Origin of the sequence: Streptomyces sp. NPDC029041 (assembly GCF_040637515.1) — a bacterium.
Lineage (GTDB): Bacteria > Actinomycetota > Actinomycetes > Streptomycetales > Streptomycetaceae > Streptomyces.
Window position 1 is genome coordinate 255,388 of the sequence record NZ_JBEZWO010000001.1, and the last position, 24,055, is coordinate 279,442.

Genomic DNA, 24,055 nt, shown 5'->3' on the forward strand with positions numbered 1-24,055 from the left:
TCCGGGCTCAACTGCCTTAGATCCGCCAGGACCGCGCAGGTGGTCATCTCCTGGTGGCGGTTGATGGGTAGGGCGTTGCGGGGGAAGAGGTAGTCCGTCGCCTGCAGAGAGAGCGAACAGGCGTTGATCCCGCTATCGCAGTGCCCACTGCTGGTTGGTGCCGCCGTTGCAGGACCAGAGGATGGTCCTGGTGCCGTTGGCGGTACCGCCGGCGTTGGCGTCGAGGCACAAGCCGGAATGGACGCCGGTGATGGTGCCGTCGGGGTTGACGTTCCACTGCTGGTTGTTCTGGCCGTTGCAGTCCCAGATGATGACCGCGGTGCCGTTGGTGGTGCCGCGTCCGCTGGCGTCGAGGCACTTGTTTCCGTGAACGGTCAGTTGTCTGCCGGTGGTGTGGGTCCAGGTCTGGCCGGCTGTTCCGGTGCAGTCCTGGAGTTGGGTCTGGGTTCCGTTGGCGGTACTGGAGCCGGGGACGGTCAGGCAGCGGCCGGACTGCGCGCCCACGATCTGCTGCCCCGTGGGCGGCGGGGTGGTGTCCTGCGGTCCGGCGGACGCCATCACGTCCTGGGCGCCGGACGGCCAGTTGCCATTGGTGACCGTGACATTGCCGGAGACCACGTTGCCGCGGTCCCCGTGGGTGATGTTCGTGCTGCCGTTGGTCGACCAGTTGTTGGTGACGGTCCAGTTCCCCATGTTCTCGCCACCCCAGTAGTTGGCCGTCGCCCACGTACCGGTGTTCGAGAAGACGTTGTTGGTGGCCGTGTAGTACTTCGAGCCCTCGTCGAAGTACACCCCGAAGTATCCGTTGGTCCGCAGGCAGTGGTTCCGGCTGATCTGCGCGCCCGGGTTCCATCCGAGGGTGTAGATGCAGCCACCGTCGTTCATCTGCTGCATGACATCGTGGATGTAGTTGCCGATGAGCCGGTTGTTGGACGCGGTGGTCGGCGTCGTGTAGCGCGGCTGGTAGTTGTACAGGCCGCGGCCCGCGTAGTGGTTGCTGCCGCCCGCGTCGTTGGCGCCCCAGCCGTACCCGATCGACATGCCGGAGTACGGCATGTTGTAGACCTCGTTCCGAGCGACGGTGCTGTTGGTGACGTACGTGGTCAGGACGGAGACGATGCCCCGGTAGTCCGCCCCGAGGTCGTGGATGCGGTTGTTGCTGATCGTGATGTCCCTGTTGACCATGCGCTGGTCACCGGGGTGGTGGGCGTCGGCGCGCACGCCGCCCACGAGGATGCCGCCGGCTGAGCTCCGGGCGATCTCCGACCGGGTCACCGTGATGTCGCGGGCGCCCAGGCCGACGCCGCCGGCGTGCGCGCCCGCGTCGTTGCCGATGCCGATGGCCGTCTGGCCCAGGTTGACGAACCGGGAGTCGCTGAAGGTGATGGTGTCGGCGGCGGAGACCTGCACGGCGGCCGGCATCTGCTGCCAGTGCGGCCGGGCGGCCTCGAACTGCGTGCAGCCGTTGTGGCAGGAGTCGAAACCCGGCCAGTTCCAGTTGCCGGACAGGTACGCGCCGGTCTGCTGGTCCACGTAACCCTGGTTGCTGCTGGGGCCCAGCCAGCTCGTACCGGTGAAGGTGATCCCGCTGAACGTGACGTGGTGCGCCGGCTCGCTGTACGTGCCCCCGACACTCACCAGCGACTGCAGCCTCGGCAGTTCCACGCTGGCCGTGCTCATGTTCTGCCCGGGCCGGGGGATGTAGTACAAGTCTCCGGCCGTGGGGTTGAGGTACCACTCGCCGGGCATGTCCAGGAACTCGTACGCGTTGGACAGGTAGAACGGACCGGCCCGGTGGGGCCGCATCAGGGTGTCGTAGCCGAAGTTGTTGTTGTTCCACGCCGGCTGCTGCATCGTGATGAAGTTCGAACTGATGCTCTGCACCGGCGAGTACCGGTCGGTGAAGGAGTTGACGCTCTCCACCTCGACCCGGCTCTGGTTGCCCAGGTTGTTCAGATAGCTCAGCGCACCGCTCGAGAACCTCAGTCCGGCGCTGGAGGCCGTGAAATCGGCTCTGTTCACCTGTGTGCGTGCCCGGGTGGCGACGGCGCCGTCGACGTAGAGCTGCCGGGCATCGAGACCGGCGGGCACGTCGGCCTTCCAGATGTTCTTGGCCGCGTCGGCCACCGACCAGCCGGTGACCGCCCGGGCACCGGTGATCACCGGACGCGCCGACGGGGCGGCCCGCCACACGACCGTGTGACCGCCCGAGCCGGAGTCCTCCGCCGTCAGCCGCAAGGGCTTGTCCAGCCGGTACACGCCGTCGGCCAACTGCACCACGATGTCGTCCGACATGGAGTCGTTGAGCGAGCGCACCGCCGCCTGCGCGGCTGTCAGGGAGCACGGCTGCGCGCTGGAACAGTCGGTGCCGGTGCCGGACGGGGAGACGTACACGGTGCGGGGAGCCGCGGCTGCGGGCGCGGGGAACGCCATCACGGCGGTCGCGGTCAGACCGACCGTGGCGGCTCCGGCCAGCAGCCGCCTTCGAATGGTGAGAGTTGTGAACACCTTTTCTCCTTGTGGGGGTTCCCGGGCCGAAGGCGATGACGGCAGAAGCGATCCCTCCCCCATCACCCGGTCAAGGGAGCGTTCTCCAGTCCGCGCAGGACCGTTCGGAGGTACGACAACCCGTCACGGGCGAGGGTGTCCTGCGACGGGGCGAGCGGCCGCCAGATCGAGGCCGCGGTGGCGATGGCCTCGTTCTGCGCGGTGAACGACTCGATGCACACCGCGCCGCCGTAGCCGGTCGTGGCCAGGCCGGCGAGGAAGCGTGGCCAGTCGAAGTGGTCGGCGCCGGGGGTGCCGCGGTCGGTGCCACTGACCTGGACGTGCTTGAGGTGCGGACCAGCCGTGAGGAGCGCCTCGTAGGGGTCGGCCTCCTCGATGTTCATGTGATAGGTGTCGATCATGAGACCGACGTTCGCAGGCAGGCCGTCGATCAGCTCCACCGCCTGCCCGACCGTGTTGACGACGCTCGTCTCATAGCGGTTGAGGGCCTCCACGCCGATGCTCACGCCCCGCTCCCCCGCGTGGTCGGCCACCGGCCGCAGGGCGCGGCGGACGTCCGCGTAGCAGGCCGCGCGCTCAGGCGGTGACATGCGCCAGGTCCGCCCCACCGCGGCGTAGACCGGGCCGCCGACGCAGGGCGCGCCGACGGCCGTCGCACTGTCCACACACGCTTTCAGGTACGCCACGGTCGAGGCGACGGCCTCCGGCGGGGCGTTCACGAGGTCACGTCCGGGCGAGGTGACCGCACAGACGCCGGCCGCGCGCAGACCGTACGCCGCCAGCAGGTCCCGGGTGCGGGCCGGGTCCCAGTCGCCGGGTTGCTCGATCGGCAGCTCGACCGCGTCGAACCCGAACGCGGCGATGCGCGGCACCAGTTCGGCCAGGGCCTCGTCGTCGACCGGCGAGGCCCAGACCCACGGGTTGACACCGATGGTGTACACCTGACTACTTCCAGCGCTTCGGGTAGCCGGGCAGGTCGGTGCAGCCGCACATCGCGTAGTGCAGCGGCGGCATGGCGGGGTCGACGTACTCGTCCAGGTTGTCCTGGGTGATGGTCGGCTGTGGCAGCTTCCACGGGTTCGGCACCTGCTCGCCGTCGAGGATCCTCAGCGCGGCGATGACCGGGGTGCGCCACTGGTAGGTCGGGTAGGTCGGGGCGATCGCCGTGAGCTTCTTGTCCTTCCACAGCTTCAGGAAGTCGAGCTGGTCCTCGCCGTTGATGGGCGGCACGGGCTTGCCGGCGTCCTGGAACGCCTCGACCGCCGCGCCCGCGACCGCCCCGGCGTCCATCCAGACGCCGTCGATCGTGCCGTACCGCTGGATGTAGTCGTTGACGATCTTCTTCGTCCTGGCCGGGTCGCCGTCGGTGAACTCGACGCCGACGACGTCGACGCCCGCCTTGTCGAACGCGACCTTCGCCGCGGACCAACGGGTCTCCAGCACGTCGACGCCGGGCAGGATGCGCAGCGCGAGCACCTTGCCGCCCCGCTTCATCTTCTGGGTGACGAACTCCGCCGCGACGTGGCCGAATCCGTAGCCGCCGATCGGGTTGATGAACGTCACCGGGCAGGTCGTGTCGACGCCGCGGTCGAAGACGATGACCGGCAGCCCCTTCCGGCAGGCGGCCTCCACCGCCGGGGTGAGCGTCGCGGTGGTGTTCGGCGAGACGATGAGCGCGTGGCAGCCCTTGCCGAGCAGGTCGTTGATGTCGGCGATCTGCTTCTGGTCCTTGCCTTCGGCATCGACGTGGACGAACTCGGAGATCCGGCCGCGGTGCGTGTCGACCTCGGCCCGCATGGTCTTGAAACCGACCTGGCGCCACGGGTTGTTCAGCCCGGCGTTGGAGAAGCAGATCTTGTGCGGTCCGGACTTCTTGTACTTCGCGGTCTTCACCATCACCGGGTCGAGCGCCTGCTCCCAGGGCTTGCCGGCGGGCCCGGTGGGCGCGGTGTCCAGGAGCGCGAGCTGCTTGTCGTAGTCGGCCCGTACGAAGAACTTCGACTGCTTCCCGGTGCCCGACCCGGTGCCCGCGGAAGGTGAACCCGATGCGCCGGTGGAGGTGGGCTCGTCGGTGGCGCAACCGGCCAGCACCAGTAAGGCGCTCACGGCCAGCACCGTCATGGAATGCCTCACTGAATCCCCTTTTGTCTGGACGGGAGACGGAAGGACGCCGCCGCCACGGCGAACAGGATGATCGCGCCCTGGACCGTCGGTTTGAGGGCGCCGGAGACGCCGTAGAAGTTCATGAGCGTGAAGAGCGTCTCGAGGGTCAGCGCGCCCAGCATCGCGCCGACGACCGAACCGCGGCCCCCGCCCAGAGCGACACCGCCGAGGACCGCCGCGGTGATCGCGCCGAACTCCAGGCCGGCACCGGCCTGGAACGACACCCCGCTGTACCCGCCGATGAGGACCGCCGCGAGCGTGGCGGCGAGTCCGCTGAGGACGAACGCCAGGGTCTTGGCGCGCCACACGCGCACCCCGCTCAGTTCGGCGGTCCGCGGGTTGCCGCCGACGGCGACCAGGGTGCGGCCGAAGTCCGAACGCGTCAGCACCAGCGCCACAGCGGCCGCCGCCAGCAGGACGAGCAGGGCGTACGGGACCCGCCCCAGCACGGGCACGTCCTCGAACGCCGACCGGCCGAGCCGGCGGAACTCCTCGGAGAGGCCGCCCTTCGGGGCACCGTCGGACCACAGGTACACGGCGCCGACGAGGATCAGGAACATCCCGAGGGTCGTGATGAACGACGGCACCCGCAGCCGCGTGGTGACGAGGCCGTTGACGACGCCGACGGCGATGCCGAACGCGAGCAGCAGCAGGACGACGGGCCAGCCGACCGACGGATCGCCGTCGATCAGCCGGGCGGCGACGACCACCTGCGCCGTGACCAGAGAGCCGACGGACAGGTCCAGCTCGCCGGAGACGATGACGAAGTACTGGCCGGCGGCGAGCAGGACGACCGGCGCGGAGCGGCCGAGGAACGACATCAGCGACGGCGGCGAGAGGAAGTCCGGCTGGCGGGCGGCCAGCAGAACCAGCAGCACCGCCAGGATCGCGATGATCGGCGTGAGGCCGCCGGAGCGGACCTTGAGGAGCCGCGGTGGGCGCGCGATCCGCATGCTAGGACGCCTTTCGCATCGCCCGGCGGGCGTAGACGGCGACCGCCACGATGATGATCACGCCACGGATCACCTGCTTGAAGAACACGTCGACTTCCAGCTGGTTGAAGACGGCGTCGATGCTCGCGAGCAGCAGCACGCCGCCGACCGTGCCGACCACGCCGCCGCGCCCGCCGGCCAGGGCGGTGCCGCCGAGCACCACCGCGGCGATCGACTCCAGGTCGTACAGTCCCTCGGTGCCCACCCTCGGTGCGCCGGCACCGAGCCGGCTGGCGAGGTAGACCCCGGCGAGGCCGGCGCAGAGGGCGCACAGCACATGGGCGGTGACGAGGACCCGGCTGCCCCGCACGCCGGAGAGCCGGGCGACCTCCGGGTCACCGCCCACGGCGGTCAGATGGTGACCGAACCGGGTGCGCGTCAGCACGAACCAGGCTGCGGCGGCGACGGCGAGCAGCAGCAGGAACGACAGCGGCACCGGGCCGATGCGCTGGTATCCCAGGCCCTGCACCAGGGCGGGTGCGGTCTTGCCGGCCGGGCCGTCGTATCCGTTGTCGAGGTATCCCTTCAGCAGCAGTCCGACGCCGACGGTCGCGATGAAGGGGTTGATCCGCGCTGCGGTGACGAGCAGGCCGTTGACAAGGCCGATCGCGGCGCTGACGGCGAGCGTCAGACCGATCGCCGGCAGCAGCGCACCGTCGTCACCGGCCATGGTCTCTGCGGCGACGAGGGTGCTCAGGCTGACCACGTAGGCCACGGACAGGTCCAGCGAACCCCCGACGACGACCAGCGTCTGGCCGACCGCGACGAGGCCCAGACCGGCGGCGACGTGCAGCAGGCTCACCGTCGTCGGCACGCTGAACAGTCGGCCGCCGTCGAGTGTGACGACGATCCAGCCGATCGCCAGGGTGAGGACCAGGGCGACGAACACGCCGGGCGGGGTCCGCCGGGCCCGCAGGGACAGCGCGCCGCTCATCCGGCCTCCTCCCGCGCGGTGCCGACCGCCAGGGCGACGACATCCTCCTCACGCGCGCCGGCGGGTAGCTCGCCGGCGATCCGGCCGTCGCGCATGACGACGATCCGGTCGCTCATGCCGAGCAGCTCGGGCAGCTCGGACGACACCATCAGCACGGCGGCGCCGTCGCGGGCCAGCCGTCGGACGAGGTCGTGGATCGCCGACTTGGCGCCCACGTCGATGCCGCGGGTCGGCTCGTCGAAGAGCAGGATCCTCGGAGCGAGCGTGAGCCACCTGGCCAGCACGACCTTCTGCTGGTTGCCCCCGGACAGGAAACGGATCTCCTGGTCCTCCCCCGCGGCGCGAAGCTCGACGGCGGCGAGCAGTTCCCGGACCCGCGCGGTCCGGGCACCGCGTCCGCCCCACCCCGGGCGGACGGCGCGGACGGCGCGTGCGGCCAGCAGCGCGTTGTCCAGCACCGACTGCCCGGCGACGATCCCCTCGCCCTTGCGGTCCTCGGAGACGTAGGCGATACCGGCCCGCATCGCGGCGCGGGGTGAGCGCAGCCGGACCGGCGCTCCGTCGACGGTCACCCGGCCGGTGCTGAACGGTGCGGCGCCGAACAGTGCGCGGGCCAGCGCCGACCGGCCGGAGCCCTGGAGGCCGCCGACGCCGAGCACCTCGCCGGCGCGCAGCCGCAGGTCGATGCCGCGCAGCTTCCGGTTGCCTCCGCCCCGGACGGTCAGCCGCACCGGGCCCAGCTCCTGCGGCCTCGCCGGGTCGGGGTAGTAGCTCGACAGCTCGCGGCCGACCATGTGGCGCACCAGCTGATCGGCGCTGGTGTCCGCGGTGTCCAAGGTGGCCACCGCCCGGCCGTCCTTGAGCACGGTGATCCGGCTGGACAGGTCGAAGACTTCCTTGAGGCGGTGCGAGACGTACAGCACGCCTATCCCGTGCTCCTGCAGTTGCCGCACGAGCGCGTAGAGCCGGTCGACTTCGTGGTCGGCGAGAGCGGCGGTGGGCTCGTCCATGATGAGCAGCCGCGCTTCGAGGGCGAGCGCCTTGACGATCTCGACCACCTGTTGTTGCGCCACGCCGAGTCGTCCCACCCGCGTGTCGGGCGGTAACGAGTCCTCCCCGATCGAGGCGAGGAGCCCCGCGGTGTGGCTGAGCATCGCCTTACGGTCGACGAGCCCGCGGCGCAGGGGCTCGCGGCCCAGCCAGACGTTCTCCGCGACGGTGCGCTCGGGCAGCAGGGTCAGCTCCTGGTGGACGGTGCCGATACCGGCCTGCTGGGCCTCACGCGGGCTGCGGAAGGTCCGCGGTGCGCCGGCGAACTCGACCGTTCCCTCGTCGGGCTGGTGGACGCCGGACACCACCTTCATGAGCGTGGACTTGCCGGCGCCGTTCTCACCGACGACCGCGTGCACCTCGCCCGGCCGGACCTGGAGTCCGACGCCGTCGAGCACCCGCACGCCGAGGAACGACTTGCCGATGCCTCGCAGAGCGAGCAGCGGCGACGGCAGGCCAGACATCGTGGGAACCTCTGCATTCGCGTCGTCAGGTCGAATAGCTGCGAACTTTCGCCGGACGCGATGGCGACATCGCGGCCCCGAGGGTAAATGCCTCGATGAGTTCCTGGCAATACCAGCGGACATCAGGGATTGATACGCCGAAATCTGTTATCGAATCGCCCCGTCCACAGTCGCACGTCAAACCACGACGGCTGTTGCGCAAAATGTGTTATCGAATCGGCCCGACCACAGTCGCGCACCGAACCACAACGATTGATGCGCAAAATGTGTTATGGATTCGGCCGCACCCCGATTCATATTGACTGTTGCGATACCCCGCTGCATGCTGGCCGGCAGACCACGGGAGACGGTCGCATCTGGTGTGACTCCCCTTGTTTTCGTAGGGACTTGACTGCCCGTCACGGCGGACGGGACGACGAGCTGACGGCACACGCGTGCCTACGACGCGTTCGGGCACTCCGGCGCATCTTCAGGTGCGGCCGACGCGTGCCCGTGGTCATGCCATCGTTGCTCCGCCGAAATAGGAGACGGCATTGCGTCGCATCATCTTTGTCTTCGGAGCGATCGCGGGCGTGCTCCTGTCGCTCGTCATCGCCCCACCGGCGTCAGCGGCGCCGGACTTCCGCGCCCTGGTCTTCACGAAGACGGCCGGCTACCGGCACGATTCGATCCCGGCCGGCCTCGCGATGTTCCGGGAGCAGGCGGCGGCCAACAACTTCGAGTTGGTCCACAGCGAGGACTCGAGCGTTTTCACCCCGGCGAACCTCGCCACCTTCGACGTGCTCGTCATGTTCCAGACCTCGGGAATGGTGTGGACCACGGCGGCCCAACGTCAGGCGGTGGAGGGCTACCTCGCCAGTGGCAAGGGCATCGTCGCGATCCACAACGCCACGGACATGGGAATCGAGAACGAGTACCCGTGGTGGGACCAGACCATCAACGGCGGCGCCCACATGCCGGAGCACTCCCCCGGCGTGCTGGGCGGCACCGCCGTCGTCGCGGACAAGAAGCACCCGTCGACGGCCGGTCTGCCGGACCGCTGGAACCGCAGCGAGGAGTGGTACAACTTCGACCGCAACCCCCGCGGCGACGTCCATGTGCTGGTCACCGCGGACGAGCGCACGTACAACCCCGGCCCCCGCGCCATGGGGCCCGACCACCCCATCTCCTGGTGCCGCAACACCGGCGGCGGCCGCGTGTGGGCCACAGGCATGGGGCACACCAGCGCGGCGTACAGCGAGACCCATTTCCGCAACCACGTCCTCGGGGGCGTCAAGTGGGCGGCCGGCAAGGAGCCCGGTGACTGCGGCGGCACCGTGTGGGGCAACTTCGAGAAGCGCACCCTCGACGACAACACCGCGGACCCGATGGCCCTCGCGGTCGCCCCGGACGGGCGGGTGCTGTACGTGCAGCGGTCCGGACAGGTGAAGATCTTCAAGCCGACCACGAACAAGACCGTGACAGCCGGCACGCTCAGCGTCTACACCGGCGGCGAGGACGGCCTCACCGGACTGGCGCTCGACCCCGACTTCGCCGGCAACGGCTACGTGTACCTGTATCACTCCCCGGCGGGAGTCCCGAACGACATCAACCGGGTCTCCCGGTTCACGCTCACCGGCGACACCCTGAACATGTCGAGCCAGGTGACGGTCATCGACATCCCGGCGACCCGGGACCGCACGTTCGCCGAGCCCGGGCACACGGGCGGGTACATCGAATTCGGCCCCGACAAGAACCTCTACATCGGTACCGGGGACGACGTCCCGCCGAACCTCGACTCCAACTGGCAGGGCTACGCCCCGCTGGACTGGCGGCCGGGCAAGGCCAACCTCGACGCCGCCCGCACCGCCGGCAACACCAACGACCTGCGGGGCAAGCTCCTGCGCATCCGGCCGTCGGCGGGCGGCGGCTACACCGTCCCGGCCGGCAACCTCTACCCGCAAGGCACGGAGAAGACCCGGCCGGAGATCTACGCGATGGGCTTCCGCAACCCGTTCCGCTTCTCGATCGACCCGGAGAACGGGTGGGTCTACCTCGCCGACTACGGCCCGGACCGGAACCCGCCCACGACCAACCGCGGCCCCGAAGGGCTCGTCGAGCTCAATGTCATCAAGGCCCCGGGCAACTACGGCTGGCCGTTCTGCCACGGTGACAACCAGGCCTACGCGCCCTACAACCCGGACACCCGCGTCGTCGGCGCCAAGTTCAACTGCAACGCGCCGGTCAACAACTCGCCGAACAACACCGGCCTGACCGGCCTCAAGCCGATCACCGCGCCGAACATGTGGTATGGCTACGGCGTCTCGCCGAACTTCCCCGAACTCGGCTCCGGCGGCTCGGGGCCGATGGGCGGACCGGTCTACCGCTACAACGCCGCGAACCCCTCGGAGACGAAGTTCCCGCCCTACTACGACGGGGTCCACTTCTTCTACGAGTGGTCGCGCCACACCGTCAAGGAGGTCCACTTCGACTCGGCGACCGCCGTCACCCGGACCAACCCCTTCATGCCCGCCGCCAAGTTCCTCAAGCCGATGGACATGGAGTTCGGACCCGACGGCTCGCTGTACCTGCTCGAATGGGGCAACAGCTTCTCCGGTGGCAACAACGACTCGGGTCTCTACCGCATCGACTACAACCACGGCGGACGGTCGCCGATCGCCAAAGCCACCGGAACACCCACCAACGGGGACGCGCCACTGAACGTGCAGTTCAGCAGCGCGGGGTCCACGGACCCGGATCCGGGCAGCACGCTCAGCTTCCACTGGACGTTCGGCGACGGCACCACGTCCACGGCGGCCAACCCGTCACACACCTACACCGCCAACGGCAACTACACCGCCCAGCTCAAGGTCACCGACAACACCGGCAGGACGGCCTTCGCCAACGTGCCGATCACCGTGGGCAACACCGCGCCGAAGGTCACCATCACGATTCCGTCCGACGGCGGCATGCTGGACTTCGGCGACCGCGTCCCGTACAAGGTGTCCGTCTCGGACCCCGGCGGCGCGCCCGTCGACTGCTCCAAGGTGTTCGTCAACCCCGCCCTCGGCCACGACGACCACCAGCACGAGACCACGGACCATCCGGGGTGCTCGGGCACCATCGACACGACGCTGCTGGGCGGGCACCCCGAGGGCGCGAACCTGTACTACGTCCTCAACGCCCGCTACACCGACGACGGCGGCCCCGGCGGCGCGAACCCGCTCACCGGATACGCCCAGGTGATCCTCCAGCCCAAGCACAAGCAGGCCGAGTTCCACACCGACCAGTCGGGTGTGCGGATCGTCGAGCAGGCCGGCGCGGAGAGCGGCAAGCGGGTCGGCGACATCTCCGACGGCGACTGGATCGCGTTCAAACCGATGAGCCTGTCGGGCATCACGAGCGTCAAGTACCGCCTGTCGTCGCCGAGCGGCGGCGGATCGATCGAACTGCGCGCCGACTCCCCGACCGGCACGCTCCTGGCCACGACACCGGTGCCGAGTACCGGCGGCTGGAACACCTACCAGTCCACGTCGGCGGTGAACACCGCCGATCTCTCCGGCTCGCACCCGCTCTACCTGGTGTTCAAGGGCACCTCGAGCAACTGGTTCGACCTCGACTCGCTCACCTTCGGCGGCAACGGGGTCGGCGAACCGGGCAGCGGCGGCGGTGGCGGCGTGGCCGGAAGGACCTGGACGGTCGCGGCGCAGCACAGCGGCAAGTTCATGGACGTCAGCGAGGCCTCGACCGCTGACGGCGCCCAGGTCGTCCAGTGGCCGGCCACCGGCGGCAACAACCAGAAGTGGCAGGCCGTCGACGCCGGTGGCGGCGCCGTCCACCTGAAGGCGGTGCACAGCGGCAAGTGCCTCGCCGTCACGGGCGGGTCCACCGCCCAGGGCGCGTTCCTGCAACAGTCCGCCTGCGACAACGGCAACGCGCAGAAGTTCCTCGTCACACCGACCAGCACGGCGGGCGTGTACACGGTGAAGAGCGTGCCCAGTGGGCTGTGCGTGGACGTCAACGGCGGCTCGACGGCCGACGGCGCACGACTCCAGCAGTGGAGCTGCCACTCCGGCGCCAACCAGCAGTGGCGGTTCACCGCCGTATGAATCGACCGGACGGGATGCCCGGCGCGGTCGCGCGCCGGGCATCCCACCCTGCGAACAGGTGAGGAACCGCCATGGTTTTTCGGATCCCCCGGCCCCGCCGGTACGGACGGCTGTCCGCGCTGGGCACCGCCCTGGTGCTGGTCGCCGTCGGCGCCACCGCGGTGGCGGCACCGATCGAGCCCGGAAAGAGCGCCCCTGTCGTGGGCGTGCAGTCCGGCCGCTGCCTGACCGTCCCCGGCTCCAGTACCGCCAACGGCACCCAGACCCAACTACATGACTGCAACGGCGCCACGGGCCAGACCTGGACCCACACCACCGGCAGACAACTGACCGTCCACGGAAACAAGTGCCTCGACGCCAGCGGACGCGGCACCACCAACGGCACCGCGGTCATCATCTGGGACTGCAACGGCCAGAACAACCAGCAGTGGAACGTCAATCCCGACGGCACCATCACCGGCGTCCAGTCCGGACTGTGCCTCGACGCCAACGCCGCGGGCACCGCCAACGGCAACAGGATCATCCTCTGGTCCTGCAACGGCGGCACCAACCAGCAGTGGAACTCGCCCACCCCGCCGCCGGACCCGCCGGTGCCCGGCGGCGCGGGCACGTGCGACATCTACGCCTCGGGCGGCACCCCCTGCATCGCCGCCCACAGCACCGTACGAGCGCTCTACGGCACCTACAACGGCAACCTCTACCAGGTCCGGCGCTCGTCCGACAGCACGACCCGGAACATCGGCGTCCTGAGCGCGGGCGGCACCGCCGACGCGACGACGCAGGACTCGTTCTGCGCGGGGACCACCTGTGTCATCACCGTCATCTACGACCAGTCCGGCCGCGGGAACGACCTGTGGTACCAGGGGTCGAGTGTGGTCCCCGGCTCCACCCAGAGCCGCCCGGCGATCGCGACGTCGGAGTCGCTGGCGGTCGGCGGCAGCAAGGCCTACTCGCTCTACATCAACCCCGGCAACAGCTACTGGCGGGACGGCCACCTGACCGGCGTGCCGACTGGCAGCGCCCCCGAAGGCATGTACATGGTGACCAGCGGCACCCATGTCAACAGCGGCTGCTGCTTCGACTACGGAAACAGTGAGACGACCCGGGCGGCCGACGCGGCCGGGGCGATGGACGCCATCAACTTCAGCACCCAGTGCTGGTTCGGCGGGTGCGCCGGCAGGGGACCCTGGGTCCAGGCCGACCTCGAATGGGGGCTCTACTCCGGTGGCAGCCAGACCTGGAACCCGAACCAGCGGGCCTTCACCAGCAAGTTCGTGACGGCGATGCTGAAGAACAACGGGACGAGCCGTTTCGCGCTCAAGGGTGGCAACGCCCAGACGGGAAACCTGACCACGCTCTGGGACGGCGCGCTTCCGCCCGGCTACAGCCCCATGAAGAAGCAGGGCGCCATCATCCTCGGCAGCGGTGGTGACTGCTGCAAGCCCGGCGGCGGCGCGAACCTCAGCGCCGGCACCTTCTACGAGGGCGCGATGGTGTCCGGATACCCGTCCGACGTGACCGAGAACGCGGTACAGGCCAACATCATCGCCGCCGGCTACCGCTGAGTCGCCGCTCTTCAAGGTTCGTCGATGAACGGCACACGCGGAACCACACGGAAGGGCCACCGCACCATGGCAGGTGGCCCTTCCGGCATGCCGCGTCAGCTCACGGCAGGGTCCATTTCTGGTTGGCTCCGCCGTGGCAGGTCCACAGGTGCACGAGGGTGCCGTCCGCCGAGGTGCCGCCCGACACGTCCAGGCACTTGCCCGACCGCGGGTTGCGCAGCGACCCGTCCGGGTTCGCCTGCCAGTTCTGGTTGGCGCCCCCGTTGCAGGACCACAACTGGACCTTCGTCCCGTCCGCCGTACTGCTGCCGCTGACGTCCAGGCACTTGCCCAGCGCCTTGACCGTCGACCCCGGCGTCACCGTCCACCGCTGCCCCGCCGCGCCCGTGCACGACGAGATCTGCACCGCCGTCCCGTCCGCCGAGCCGCCGCCGCGGACATCCAGGCACTTACCCGCGAGCCCCACGACCGGACCCGCACCGGGGGTGGGTGACGGGCTGCCGCCCAGCTCCTTGATCCGGACGTTGCGGAACGACACGTCGTCCCCCGTGCCGTGATTCTGGATGCCGACGTGGCCGGCGAGCGAGCGGGCGGGGTCGGTGTCGGTGAAGTCATTGATCTTCACGCCGTTGAGCCAGACCTGGAGCCGCTCGCCCTCCACCAGCAACTCGAAGGCGTTCCACTCGCCCGGTGGGTTGAGCGCCGCGTCCCGGGCGGCCGTGTCCGGGGCCTTGACGGCGTAGACCGAGCCGGTCGTGCGGTCAGGCGCGTCGGTGGCGTCGATCTGCACTTCATAGCCGTTGTTCAGTGCCGACTGCGGGTCGCTCGACGGCGGGAAGCCGACGATCACGCCGGAGTTGTCGTCGCCGGGCATCTTCCAGTCCAGCTTCAGCGAGTAGTGGGTGAACTGCCGGGCGCTGTACCAGAGCATGCCCATGCCGCCGTGCGAGGTGAGGGTGGCGTCCTCGTTGGTGAAGCCGCCCGGGCCGGCCTGCGACCAGCCGGTGGTCGAGCCGTTGTAGAGGTTCGTATAGCCGGTCTCGGGACGGCAGTCGGCCTTGGTCCGGCCTGCCGCGTACCGGATGCCGCCGAGCAGGTGCGCCCGGAACGCCGGCTCCGCGTACGACGCCTGGCTGTGTCCGCCGCCGGTGTAGAAGGACCGGCCGCCCGAGTAGCTCTTGCACCAGGTGTGCGGGTGGTCGGCGCCCATCGAGCCGCCGGAGTACGACGACTCGTCCAGCGTGGTGAGCACACGGGCGGTGGCACGGGGGTTGGTCCGGAAGTTGTACCACTCGTCGGTGCGGGTCCATGTCTGCGGCAGGTGGGCGGTCGCCGCGTGCGCCCGCCCCTCCACCTTGACGTCGGCCTGCTGGACGGCGGGGTGCGAGGCGAAAAGGGCGCCGACCAAATCGCCGTAGAACGGCCAGTTGTACTCCGTGTCGGCGGCCGAGTGGACGCCGACGAAGCCGCCCCCCGATCCGATGTACGACTGGAACGCCGCCTGCTGGGCGTCGTTCAGGACGTCGCCGGTGGTGTTGAGGAAGATCACCGCCTCGTACCGGCTCAGATTGCCGGTGGTGAAGTGGTTGCCGTCCTCCGTGGCCGTCACGGTGAAACTGTTCGCCGCTCCGAGGTCGCGGACGGCCTGGATCCCTGCCGGGATCGAGTCGTGCCGGAAACCGGCCGTCTTGGAGAACACGAGGACGTCATAGGGCGTGTCCGCGGCACTGACGGGTGTGGGCTGTGCGAGGAGGGCCAGGGCGGCGAGTGTCGTGGCCGCCGCCCCGCCGAGCAGGATTCGGGGATGTCTGCGCATGTCCGTCGCTCCCTTCTTGGTGACAGGCATCAGGGCAGGGTCCATTTCTGGTTGGCTCCGCCGTGGCAGGTCCACAGGTGCACGAGGGTGCCGTCCGCCGAGGTGCCGCCCGACACGTCCAGGCACTTGCCCGACTGCGGGTTGCGCAGCGACCCGTCCGGGTTCGCCTGCCAGTTCTGGTTGGCACCGCCGTTGCAGGACCACAGCTGGACCTTCGTCCCGTCCGCCGTGCTGCTGCCGCTGACGTCCAGGCACTTGCCCAGCGCCTTGACCGTCGACCCCGGCGTCACCGTCCACCGCTGCCCCGCCGCGCCCGTGCACGACGAGATCTGCACCGCCGTCCCGTCCGCCGAGCCGCCGTCACGGACATCCAGGCACTTGCCCGCGAGCCCCACGACCGGACCCGCACCGGGGGCCGGGCCCCCGCCGGTGTCGAGGGTGAACGCGTCGACGTCGAAGAGGAATCCGGAGCCGCCGGCGAAGGTCAGGTAGAGCGTGGTGGTGCCGGCCGGCGCACCGGAGACCGAGCCGCCCACGGTGGTGAAGTTCGTCCACGAGCCGGTGACCGGGACGGTGGCGGAGCCGAGGACGGTGCCGGTCGGTGAGCCGGCCCGGACCTGCAACGTGCCGCCCGCGCCGGCTGACGACACCCGGGCGCTGAACGACGTGGCGTTGTTCAGCTTGTACGGCTCGAACGCGATCCAGTCGCCGTTGTGGATGTCACCGACGGTCTTGCCGCCCTCGGCGGTCGACTTGTCGAAGGTGGCGATGCCGGACGAGTTCTTGTAGTGCTCGGCCTGCCGGTGCTTCGGCTGAAGGATGTGCTGCGTGTGCGTGGTGAGCCCGGCACTGTCGGTGTACTCGGCGTCGAAGACCCCGAAGATGTTCGCCGCGTCGTCGTGTTCCCCGTCGACCGGGATGGTGAGGGTGCCGGAGCAACCGGTCTTCGAGGTGACCGGGTGGCCGTGGCTGTCGTGCCCGACGATGTACGTCATCTTGACCTTGGCGCAGTCGACCGTGCCGTCCTCCGGATCCGTCACGGTGACGCTGAACGGCACGGTGTCGCCGAAGGCGAAGATCTGCCCCGCGGCGGGGCTGTTGATGGTCACGGTCGGCGCGGTGTTGCCGACGGTGATGCGCACGTCGGCGGTGCCGGTGGCACCCTGCGCGTCACGCACGGTCAGCGTGGCCGTGTATTCGCCGTTCGTGCTGTACGTCTTCGTCGGGTTGGCGGCGGTGGAGCTGGTGCCGTCACCGAAGCTCCACGCATAGGTCAGTGCCCCGCCCTCGGGGTCGGACGAGCCGGCCGAGGAGAACGTCACGGTCAGCGGTGCCGTGCCGGAGGTCCGGTTGGCGCCGGCCACCGCCGTGGGCGCGCGGTTGCCGGCGCCGACGTAGTCGAAGCGGTACAGGGCGGAGTTCTGGTCGCCCTGGTAGTACCCGGTGCCGTAGTCCAGCACGTAGTAGGAGCCGTCCGGGCCGAACGCCGAGTCGATCACCTGCTTGCCGGTCCAGGGGAAGCTGTCGATGGTCCCCGGGGAGCCGTCGGCGTTGAGGTGGATCGGCTTGATCCAGCCGCGGCCGAACTCCGTGGCGAAGAACTGCCCGTCGAACGACTGCGGGAACTTCGTGGGCGAGCTGACGTTCGGGTCGTACCGGTACACCGGGCCCGCCATCGGAGACTCCGAGCCGCCGCCGAACGCGGGCGGGCTGCCGGCCTCGCCTCCGTAGCGGATCCAGGCGGCCTTGGCGGGGGGCAGGGTGCTCAAGCCGGTGTTGCGGGGCGAGTTGTTCGTCGGCCCGCCCGAGCAGTTGTACTTCGCGCCTGCCGTGTTGGTGGCGAAGTCCCACTCGGCGTACGTCTCGGAGGTCGTGTTCGTACCGGTGCAGTACGGCCAGCCGTAGAAGCCGGGGCCCGTGACGCGGTTGAACTCGACCTGGCCCTGCGGTCCGCGCGCGGAGTCGGCGCCGGCGTCGGGGCCGTAGTCGCCGACGTAGACGGTGCCGGTGGCCTTGTCCACGCTCATCCGGAACGGGTTGCGCAGGCCCATCGCGTAGATCTCCGGCCGGGTCCTGGCCGTGCCGGGCGGGAACAGGTTGCCCGCCGGGATCGAGTACGACCCGTTCTCGTTCACCTTGATCCGCAGGATCTTGCCGCGCAGGTCGTTGGTGTTGGCGGCGGTGCGCTGCGCGTCGAACGCCGGGTTGCGGTTGGTCCGTTCGTCGAGCGGGGAGTATCCGGCGGACTCGAACGGGTTGGTGTCGTCGCCTGTGGACAGGTACAGGTTTCCCGCCGCGTCGAAGTCGATGTCTCCGCCGGCGTGGCAGCAGATACCTCGGTCGGCCGCCACGTCGAGGATGTCGACCTTGCTGGACTGGTTGAGCGTGAAGTCGGCGTTGAGCGTGAACCGGGAAAGCCGGTTGACACCCTGCCACGCCGACCAGTTGGCGCCGGTGGTGGGTGCGTCGCCTCCTGGTGTGGACAGCGGCGGGGCGTAGTAGAGGTAGATGTGCCGGTTGGTGGCGAAGCCCGGGTCGACGCCGATGCCCTGCAGCCCGTCCTCGTCGTGCGCGTACACGGGGAGGGTGCCGATCACCTTGGTGGTGCCGCCCGCGTCCGTGCGGCGCACGGTGCCGTTGCGGGCGGTGTGCAGCACCGACCGGTCGGCGAGTACGGCCAGCGACATCGGCTCACCGACCTCCGCCACTCCGCGGGCCAGTTGGACCTGCTGGAAGTCGGCGGGGTCGATCGGGTGCGCCGAGGCCGGGGGCGCGCTGGACAAGGTGGCGATGAGAGCGGCGGCGACCAGGAGCAGAGCCGAACCGATGGCCTGCCAACGCGCGGGAACCTTGATTTTCATGCGCATGACAATGCGATCCCCTTCCTGAACAGGTGGCTGCCAGGCTTGGGGCGCGCGCTGCCGCGCCGATGCCGTAGCGGGATGTGGCCGACACGGCCCGCAGGGTGTGCTTTCAGCAGGCCACTACGCCGAGCGGGGGCAACAGCTCGGAAACAGGAGAAGTCGATGGCTGCCGCGCTGTCGGATCACATCGACGACCGTGACGGTACACCGACAAGGCTAGAGGGCTTCGGCGCACCATGTCCATACTTCCCTCCGGACCAGGCAGACTTCTGATCTGTTGTGGAACAAGTCGTGAGCGCTGCCGGAGTCGGCGCCGTCAGCGTCATCGCCTCACACCGGTTGCCAGATCCGGGCGAGTGTCGAGGCGGTGAGAAGTTGCCCGGGGTGCCCCTGCGCCGCCAGCCGGCCCTCGCGGAGCAGGAGGCAGGCGTCCGCCGATCGTGCGGCTTCCAGGTCGTGCGTGGCCTGGACGACGGTCCTGCCGTCGGCGACCAGCTCCGTCAGCAGGGTGGCGATCCGGTCCCTTGCCTCGGGGTCCAGGCCGGTGGTCGGTTCGTCCAGGAGGAGCAGGTCCGACTCCTGGGCGAGTCCTTGGGCGATCAGGGCGCGCTGCCGCTGTCCGCCGGAGAGTTCCCCGAGTTGGCGGGTGGCGAGGTGGGCGATGCCGAGCCTCTCCATGGACTGGTCCACGGTGGCACGGTCCTGCCGGGTCAGTCGGCGCCACGGCCCGCGGTCGCCCCAGCGCCCCATCTCCACTGCCTGCCTGACCGTGAGCGGCAGTGCGTCGGTGACGGCGCTGTGCTGCGGGACGAACGCCGGCGGCCGGTCGCCGACGTGATGGAGCCGGCCTGATGTGGGGTGGATCACCCCGGCCATGACTCCGAGCAGGGTGGACTTCCCGCTGCCGTTCGGGCCGACGAGGGCGGTGATCGCCAACGCGGGTATGACGGCGTCGAGTTGATGAAGGACGGGGTGGCCGGGATATCCGGCGCAGAGCTCCGTGAAGCGGACCCGGGGCGTCCGGGCGTCGGCGACTGCGGGAGGGGCCCCCTGTGCGTTGAACATGATTTTCATTATAGTCCGCTTACATGGAGTGGTTGACGGGTCCCTTCGAGGTGACCTTCGTGCAGCGGGCCCTGTGGGGCGGAATGCTGGTGTCGGCGATCTGCGCCCTGGCCGGCACCTGGGTGGTGCTCAGGGGAATGGCCTTCCTCGGTGACGCCATGTCGCACGGGCTGCTGCCCGGAGTCGCGCTCGCCGCGCTGTTCGGCGGCAACCTGCTGCTGGGAGCGCTGCTGAGCGCGATCGTCATGACCGTCGGCGTCACGGCTCTGGGCCGCACGCCGAAGCTGTCCCAGGACACGGGCATCGGCCTGCTCTTCGTGGGGATGCTGTCGCTCGGTGTGATCATCGTGTCGCGCTCGCAGTCCTTCGCGGTCGACCTGACCGGGTTTCTCTTCGGTGACGTCCTCGCCGTCCGCGAGCAGGACCTGCTGCTGCTGGGCGTGGCGCTGCTGCTTGCGCTGGTCGTCTCGGTCCTCGGCCACAGGGCTTTCCTCGCCCTGGCCTTCGACTCACGCAAGGCCCAGACACTCGGGCTGCGCCCGCGCCTGGCCCATGCGGTGCTCCTCGGACTGCTCGCGCTGGCCATCGTCGCCTCCTTCCACATCGTGGGCACGCTGCTGGTGCTGGGCCTGCTCATAGCTCCGCCGGCCGCAGCGCTGCCCTGGGCGCGAAGCGTGCGGGGGGTCATGGTCCTGGCAACGCTGCTCGGCATGACCGCCACCTTCGGCGGCCTGTTGCTGTCCTGGCACTTGAGCACCGCGGCCGGCGCGACCGTCTCGGGCCTCGCGGTGAGCCTGTTCTTCCTTTCCCACCTGGCATCCGCTCTCCGCCACCGCAACCGTGCGCGCCTCCTCGGTGCTCACGCGACGGCGACCGACTGAAAGAACCTGAGGCGATCCCCTTGCTCGTCCGAAGCAACGTCATACCTTGGGCGCCCGCCGCGCTCGCGGCGATCTCCCTGCTCACCACGAGTTGCGCGAGCCACGACGACACCGCGTCAGCCCCGGAGGCCGCCGCCTCGGCCTCCGCTCCGCACGGTTACGTCGAGGGCGCCCAGGAGAAGGCCGAGCAGCAGTCCCGGCTGCTGCTCAACGACCCGGCCACAGGCGGAACCCGGGTACTCGATCTGATCACCGGCAAGGCACACAAGGTGTCCCGGGCGACGGGCACCACCGAACTCACCACCGACGGCCGCTTCGGCTACTTCCACACCGCGGACGGAATCCACGTGCTCGACGGCGGCGCCTGGATGGTGGACCACGGCGACCACGTCCACTACTACCGCGCGGCGATACGTGACGTGGGCCGGATGCCCGGAGGCCCGGGCACCCGCGTCCGCAGCGATGCCGCCGTCACAGCGGTGACCGACGAGGAGGGCCGGTCCAGGATCTACCGCCGGGCCGGTCTGGAGCAGGGCGAGGTCGGCACCGCCCGCACGCTTCCCGGGACGCACGCGGCAGCCGTCGTGCCCTACGCGGAGCACCTGCTCGGCGTCACGGAGGACGGGAAGGTCACGGTGTACGACCGCGAGGGCAAGCGGGCCGCGTCGCCGGACGCCCGGTGCGAGGAGATGCGGGGGGACGCCGTCACCCGGCGCGGAGTCGTCCTCGGCTGCGCCGACGGCGCCCTGCTCGTCCGTGAGGACGACGGCGCCTTCACCGCCGAGAAGATCCCGTACGGCAGCGACGTGCCCGAGGCGGAACGGGCCACGGCCTTCCGGCACCGGCCCGGCAGCGACACGCTCACGGCGCCGGCCGGGAAGCGGGCCGTATGGGTCCTGGACGTCGGCGAGCGCACGTGGAAACGGGTGAAGACCGGGCCCGTCGTATCCGCCAACACCGCCGGCGAAGGCTCCGTTCTCATCGTCCTGGAGACCGACGGCGCACTCCACGGCTACGACATCACCACCGCCGAGCAGGTCTCCACGACGAAGCGGCTGGTGACGGGCACCTCCGAGACCGGTACCGACGGGGCTGTGCCACCGGCGATCGAGGTCGACCGCAGCCGCGCCTACCTCAACGACCACAAGGGCAAACGCGTGTACGAGATCGACTACAACGACAACCTGCGCCTCGCGCGCACCTTCGAGCTGGACGTCGAGCCGGTCCTGATGGCGGAGACCGGACGATGACCACGCGGACGCGAGGGGCGCGGCGGCTGCGCACTCTCCTGCCGGCCCTGATCGCTTTCGCCCTCGCCGGTGCGGGCACGGGTTGCGCGGGCGGCGACGACCGGCCCCGGGTCGTCGTGACGACCAACATCCTGGGCGACATCACCCAGGAGATCGTCGGCGACGAGGCCGATGTGACCGTGCTGATGAAGCCGAACGCCGACCCGCACTCCTTCGGCCTGTCGGCGGTACAGGCCGCCGAGTTGGAGCGTGCGGACCTGGTGGTCTTCAACGGGCTGGGGCTGGAGGAGAACGTGCTGCGGCACGTGGAGGCCGCCCGCGAGGCGGGGGTGGCAACCTTCGAGGCCGGCAAGGCGGCGGACCCGCTCACCTTCCAGGCGCGGGACGACGGTGGCACCGAGGAGGACGCCGGGCAGCCCGATCCGCACTTCTGGACCGACCCCGACCGCGTCCGCAAGGCCGCCGGCCTGATCGCCGACCAGGTCGTCGACCACGTGGACGGCGTCGACGAGAAGACGGTCCGCGCCAACGCCGACCGCTACGACGAGCAACTTGCCGATCTCACGGCCTGGATGGAGAAGTCCTTCGACCGCATACCGGAGAAACAGCGGTCGTTGGTGACCAACCACCACGTCTTCGGCTACCTCGCCGAACGCTTCGGCTTCCGGGTGACGGGCGCGGTGATCCCCAGCGGTACGACGCTGGCCTCACCCAGCTCCTCCGACCTGCGCTCCCTCAGCCAGGCCATGAGCAAGGCAGGCGTACGGACCGTATTCGCCGACTCCTCCCAGCCCAAGCGGCTGGCCGAGGTCCTGCGCACCGAACTGGGCGGCGGTGTGCGCGTCATCGAGCTCTACTCCGAGTCCCTGACCGAAAAGGGCAAGGGCGCCGGCACCTACCTGCAGATGATGCGCGCCAACACCACCGCCATGACCGACGGCCTGACCGCCGCCTGAGCAGGCCCGCCCCGCACACGAACCCTGGCCGGCCGGTCGCTCACGCACACCCCATCCACGGCCGCACCCGCGCGGCACAGAAAGGAACACACCGGTGAACAAGTCCATACGCAACAGAGCCGTCACGGGCACGGCCCTCGCCCTGGCGGCCTCCGCGGTCCTGACCGCCTGCGGAGGAGAGGACGGCTCCTCCTCCGACGCGAAGGCCAAGGCTGCGCCGGGCACCAAGGCCGTGGCGGTCAAGGACCCGGTGGTCGCCACGTTCGACGGCGGACTGTACGTCCTGGACGGCGAGAGCCTGAAGCTGGCCGGCACGATCGAGCTGCCGGGCTTCAACCGTCTCAACCCCGCGGGTGACGACTCCCATGTCATGGTCTCCACCGACGCCGGTTTCCGCGTCCTGAACGCCGCCGAGCAGACCTTCACCGGCGTCGAGTACAAGGGCGCCAAGCCCGGCCACGTCGTCCAGCACGCCGGCAAGACGGTGCTGTTCACCGACGGCACCGGCGAGGTCAACGTCCTCGACCCCGACGACCTCAAGGGCGGCAAGAAGCCGCAAGGCCGCACCTACACCTCCGCCGAACCGCACCACGGCGTGGCCATCGAACTGTCCGACGGCGAACTCCTCACCACGCTCGGCACCGAGGAGAAGCGCACCGGCGCCCTCGTCCTGGACAAGAACAACAAGGAGATCAAGCGCAACGAGAACTGCCCCGGCGTCCACGGCGAGGCCACCGCCAAGGGCGAAGCCGTCGGCATCGGCTGCGAGGACGGCCTCCTGCTCTACAGGAACGGCACGTTCACCAAGGTCGACGCTCCCGACGACTACGGCCGCATCGGCAACCAGCGCGGCAGCGACACCTCACCCATCCTCCTGGGCGACTACAAGACCGACCCGGAGGCCGAACTGGAGCGGCCCACCCGCATCTCCCTCATCGACACCGAGACCGCGAAACTGCGCCTGGTCGACCTGGGCACCAGCTACTCCTTCCGCTCCCTCGGCCGCGGCCCCCACGGCGAGGCCCTCGTCCTCGGGACGAACGGCACTCTCCACGTCATCGATCCGGAGACGGGCAAGGTCGACAAGAAGATCCCCGTCGTCGGCGAGTGGCAGGAGCCGCTGGACTGGCAGCAGCCCCGGCCCACCCTCTTCGTCCGCGACCACACCGCGTACGTCTCGGAGCCGGGCAAGCGCCAACTGCACGCCATAGACATCGAATCGGGCAAGAAGGTCAAGTCCGTGACCCTGCCGAAGAGCACGAACGAACTCTCCGGCGTCGTCACCGGCCACTGACCCTCAGACCTCGGTGAGACCGCACCCACACCAGGTACCGGCTTGCCGTCACCGCGCCGGTGCCCGCGGTCTCACCGATGTACTTGATCGTGCGGCCGGACGGGTCGAGGTGCTGCGCACCCTCGGGCGACGGGTCGGTTCGGCGCCCGGCAGGGCGCTGCGCTG

The 24,055-nt window shown here is 69.7% G+C and carries 15 protein-coding genes; 6 read left to right on the plus strand and 9 right to left on the minus strand.

Going from position 1 to position 24,055, the window contains the following annotated elements; translation table 11 throughout:
* Window positions 1-132 precede the first annotated feature (132 nt).
* The 6 genes from AB0F04_RS01150 to AB0F04_RS01175 all read right to left on the minus strand — a co-directional run bounded on the left by AB0F04_RS01150 (window position 133) and on the right by AB0F04_RS01175 (window position 8,111).
* A complete protein-coding gene (locus AB0F04_RS01150; RefSeq protein ID WP_362037295.1) occupies window positions 133-2,433 on the minus strand; it encodes an RICIN domain-containing protein in 2,301 nt (766 codons plus the stop codon).
* A 137-nt stretch (window positions 2,434-2,570) separates the two neighbouring features.
* Complete coding sequence (locus tag AB0F04_RS01155) at window positions 2,571-3,449, minus strand: sugar phosphate isomerase/epimerase family protein (RefSeq protein WP_362036402.1); 879 nt, start codon at window positions 3,447-3,449, stop codon at window positions 2,571-2,573.
* Between the two features lie 4 nt (window positions 3,450-3,453).
* Window positions 3,454-4,629, minus strand: coding sequence for a substrate-binding domain-containing protein (locus AB0F04_RS01160; protein WP_362036404.1), 1,176 nt, complete (start codon window positions 4,627-4,629; stop codon window positions 3,454-3,456).
* Between the two features lie 8 nt (window positions 4,630-4,637).
* Window positions 4,638-5,624, minus strand: a complete 987-nt coding sequence (locus tag AB0F04_RS01165; protein WP_362036406.1) for an ABC transporter permease — start codon at window positions 5,622-5,624, stop codon at window positions 4,638-4,640.
* A gap of 1 nt (window position 5,625) precedes the next feature.
* Window positions 5,626-6,597, minus strand: a complete 972-nt coding sequence (locus AB0F04_RS01170; RefSeq protein WP_362036408.1) for an ABC transporter permease — start codon at window positions 6,595-6,597, stop codon at window positions 5,626-5,628.
* Window positions 6,594-8,111: a sugar ABC transporter ATP-binding protein gene (locus tag AB0F04_RS01175; RefSeq protein WP_362036410.1), complete on the minus strand. Its 1,518-nt coding sequence runs from the start codon at window positions 8,109-8,111 to the stop codon at window positions 6,594-6,596. The genes AB0F04_RS01170 and AB0F04_RS01175 overlap by 4 nt, the downstream gene beginning before the upstream one ends.
* A 533-nt stretch (window positions 8,112-8,644) precedes the next feature.
* On the opposite strand from AB0F04_RS01175, the gene AB0F04_RS01180 reads away from it, so the two are divergent.
* Together AB0F04_RS01180 and AB0F04_RS01185 are read left to right on the plus strand one after the other, a co-directional pair.
* Entirely contained in the window at window positions 8,645-12,199 is a 3,555-nt protein-coding gene (locus AB0F04_RS01180; protein WP_362036412.1) for a ThuA domain-containing protein, read from the plus strand.
* Between the two features lie 71 nt (window positions 12,200-12,270).
* Window positions 12,271-13,764, plus strand: coding sequence for an arabinofuranosidase catalytic domain-containing protein (locus AB0F04_RS01185; RefSeq protein WP_362036414.1), 1,494 nt, complete (start codon window positions 12,271-12,273; stop codon window positions 13,762-13,764).
* Window positions 13,765-13,864: 100 nt separating this feature from the next.
* Here AB0F04_RS01185 and AB0F04_RS01190 read toward each other — a convergent pair whose 3' ends face one another.
* The 3 genes from AB0F04_RS01190 to aztA all read right to left on the minus strand — a co-directional run bounded on the left by AB0F04_RS01190 (window position 13,865) and on the right by aztA (window position 19,509).
* Window positions 13,865-15,580: a ThuA domain-containing protein gene (locus tag AB0F04_RS01190; protein ID WP_362037298.1), complete on the minus strand. Its 1,716-nt coding sequence runs from the start codon at window positions 15,578-15,580 to the stop codon at window positions 13,865-13,867.
* Between the two features lie 29 nt (window positions 15,581-15,609).
* Entirely contained in the window at window positions 15,610-18,447 is a 2,838-nt protein-coding gene (locus AB0F04_RS01195; protein ID WP_362036416.1) for a carbohydrate-binding protein, read from the minus strand.
* Window positions 18,448-18,774: 327 nt separating this feature from the next.
* Window positions 18,775-19,509, minus strand: a complete 735-nt coding sequence (aztA, locus tag AB0F04_RS01200; RefSeq protein WP_362036418.1) for a zinc ABC transporter ATP-binding protein AztA — start codon at window positions 19,507-19,509, stop codon at window positions 18,775-18,777.
* 23 nt (window positions 19,510-19,532) lie between these two features.
* On the opposite strand from aztA, the gene aztB reads away from it, so the two are divergent.
* From aztB to aztD, 4 genes are all read left to right on the plus strand, one after another.
* Entirely contained in the window at window positions 19,533-20,390 is an 858-nt protein-coding gene (aztB, locus tag AB0F04_RS01205; RefSeq protein WP_362036419.1) for a zinc ABC transporter permease AztB, read from the plus strand.
* 20 nt (window positions 20,391-20,410) lie between these two features.
* Window positions 20,411-21,640 carry a hypothetical protein gene (locus AB0F04_RS01210; protein ID WP_362036422.1) on the plus strand — a complete coding sequence of 410 codons (1,230 nt, stop codon included), beginning with the start codon at window positions 20,411-20,413 and terminating at the stop codon, window positions 21,638-21,640.
* Window positions 21,637-22,596 carry a zinc ABC transporter substrate-binding protein AztC gene (gene aztC / locus AB0F04_RS01215; protein ID WP_362036423.1) on the plus strand — a complete coding sequence of 320 codons (960 nt, stop codon included), beginning with the start codon at window positions 21,637-21,639 and terminating at the stop codon, window positions 22,594-22,596. Before AB0F04_RS01210 ends, aztC begins: the two co-directional genes overlap by 4 nt.
* Before the next feature lie 94 nt (window positions 22,597-22,690).
* A complete protein-coding gene (aztD, locus tag AB0F04_RS01220; RefSeq protein WP_362036426.1) occupies window positions 22,691-23,890 on the plus strand; it encodes a zinc metallochaperone AztD in 1,200 nt (399 codons plus the stop codon).
* Window positions 23,891-24,055 lie beyond the last annotated feature (165 nt).

Coding starts and splice junctions, on each gene's coding strand:
- AB0F04_RS01150 (WP_362037295.1), bottom strand. CDS start 2,433: ATGGCGTTCCCCGCGCCCGCAGCCGCGGCTCCCCGCACCGTGTACGTC.
- AB0F04_RS01160 (WP_362036404.1), bottom strand. CDS start 4,629: ATGACGGTGCTGGCCGTGAGCGCCTTACTGGTGCTGGCCGGTTGCGCC.
- AB0F04_RS01165 (WP_362036406.1), bottom strand. CDS start 5,624: ATGCGGATCGCGCGCCCACCGCGGCTCCTCAAGGTCCGCTCCGGCGGC.
- AB0F04_RS01170 (WP_362036408.1), bottom strand. CDS start 6,597: ATGAGCGGCGCGCTGTCCCTGCGGGCCCGGCGGACCCCGCCCGGCGTG.
- AB0F04_RS01175 (WP_362036410.1), bottom strand. CDS start 8,111: ATGTCTGGCCTGCCGTCGCCGCTGCTCGCTCTGCGAGGCATCGGCAAG.
- AB0F04_RS01185 (WP_362036414.1), top strand. CDS start 12,271: ATGGTTTTTCGGATCCCCCGGCCCCGCCGGTACGGACGGCTGTCCGCG.
- AB0F04_RS01190 (WP_362037298.1), bottom strand. CDS start 15,580: ATGCGCAGACATCCCCGAATCCTGCTCGGCGGGGCGGCGGCCACGACA.
- AB0F04_RS01195 (WP_362036416.1), bottom strand. CDS start 18,447: ATGCGCATGAAAATCAAGGTTCCCGCGCGTTGGCAGGCCATCGGTTCG.
- aztA (WP_362036418.1), bottom strand. CDS start 19,509: ATGTTCAACGCACAGGGGGCCCCTCCCGCAGTCGCCGACGCCCGGACG.
- aztB (WP_362036419.1), top strand. CDS start 19,533: ATGGAGTGGTTGACGGGTCCCTTCGAGGTGACCTTCGTGCAGCGGGCC.
- aztC (WP_362036423.1), top strand. CDS start 21,637: ATGACCACGCGGACGCGAGGGGCGCGGCGGCTGCGCACTCTCCTGCCG.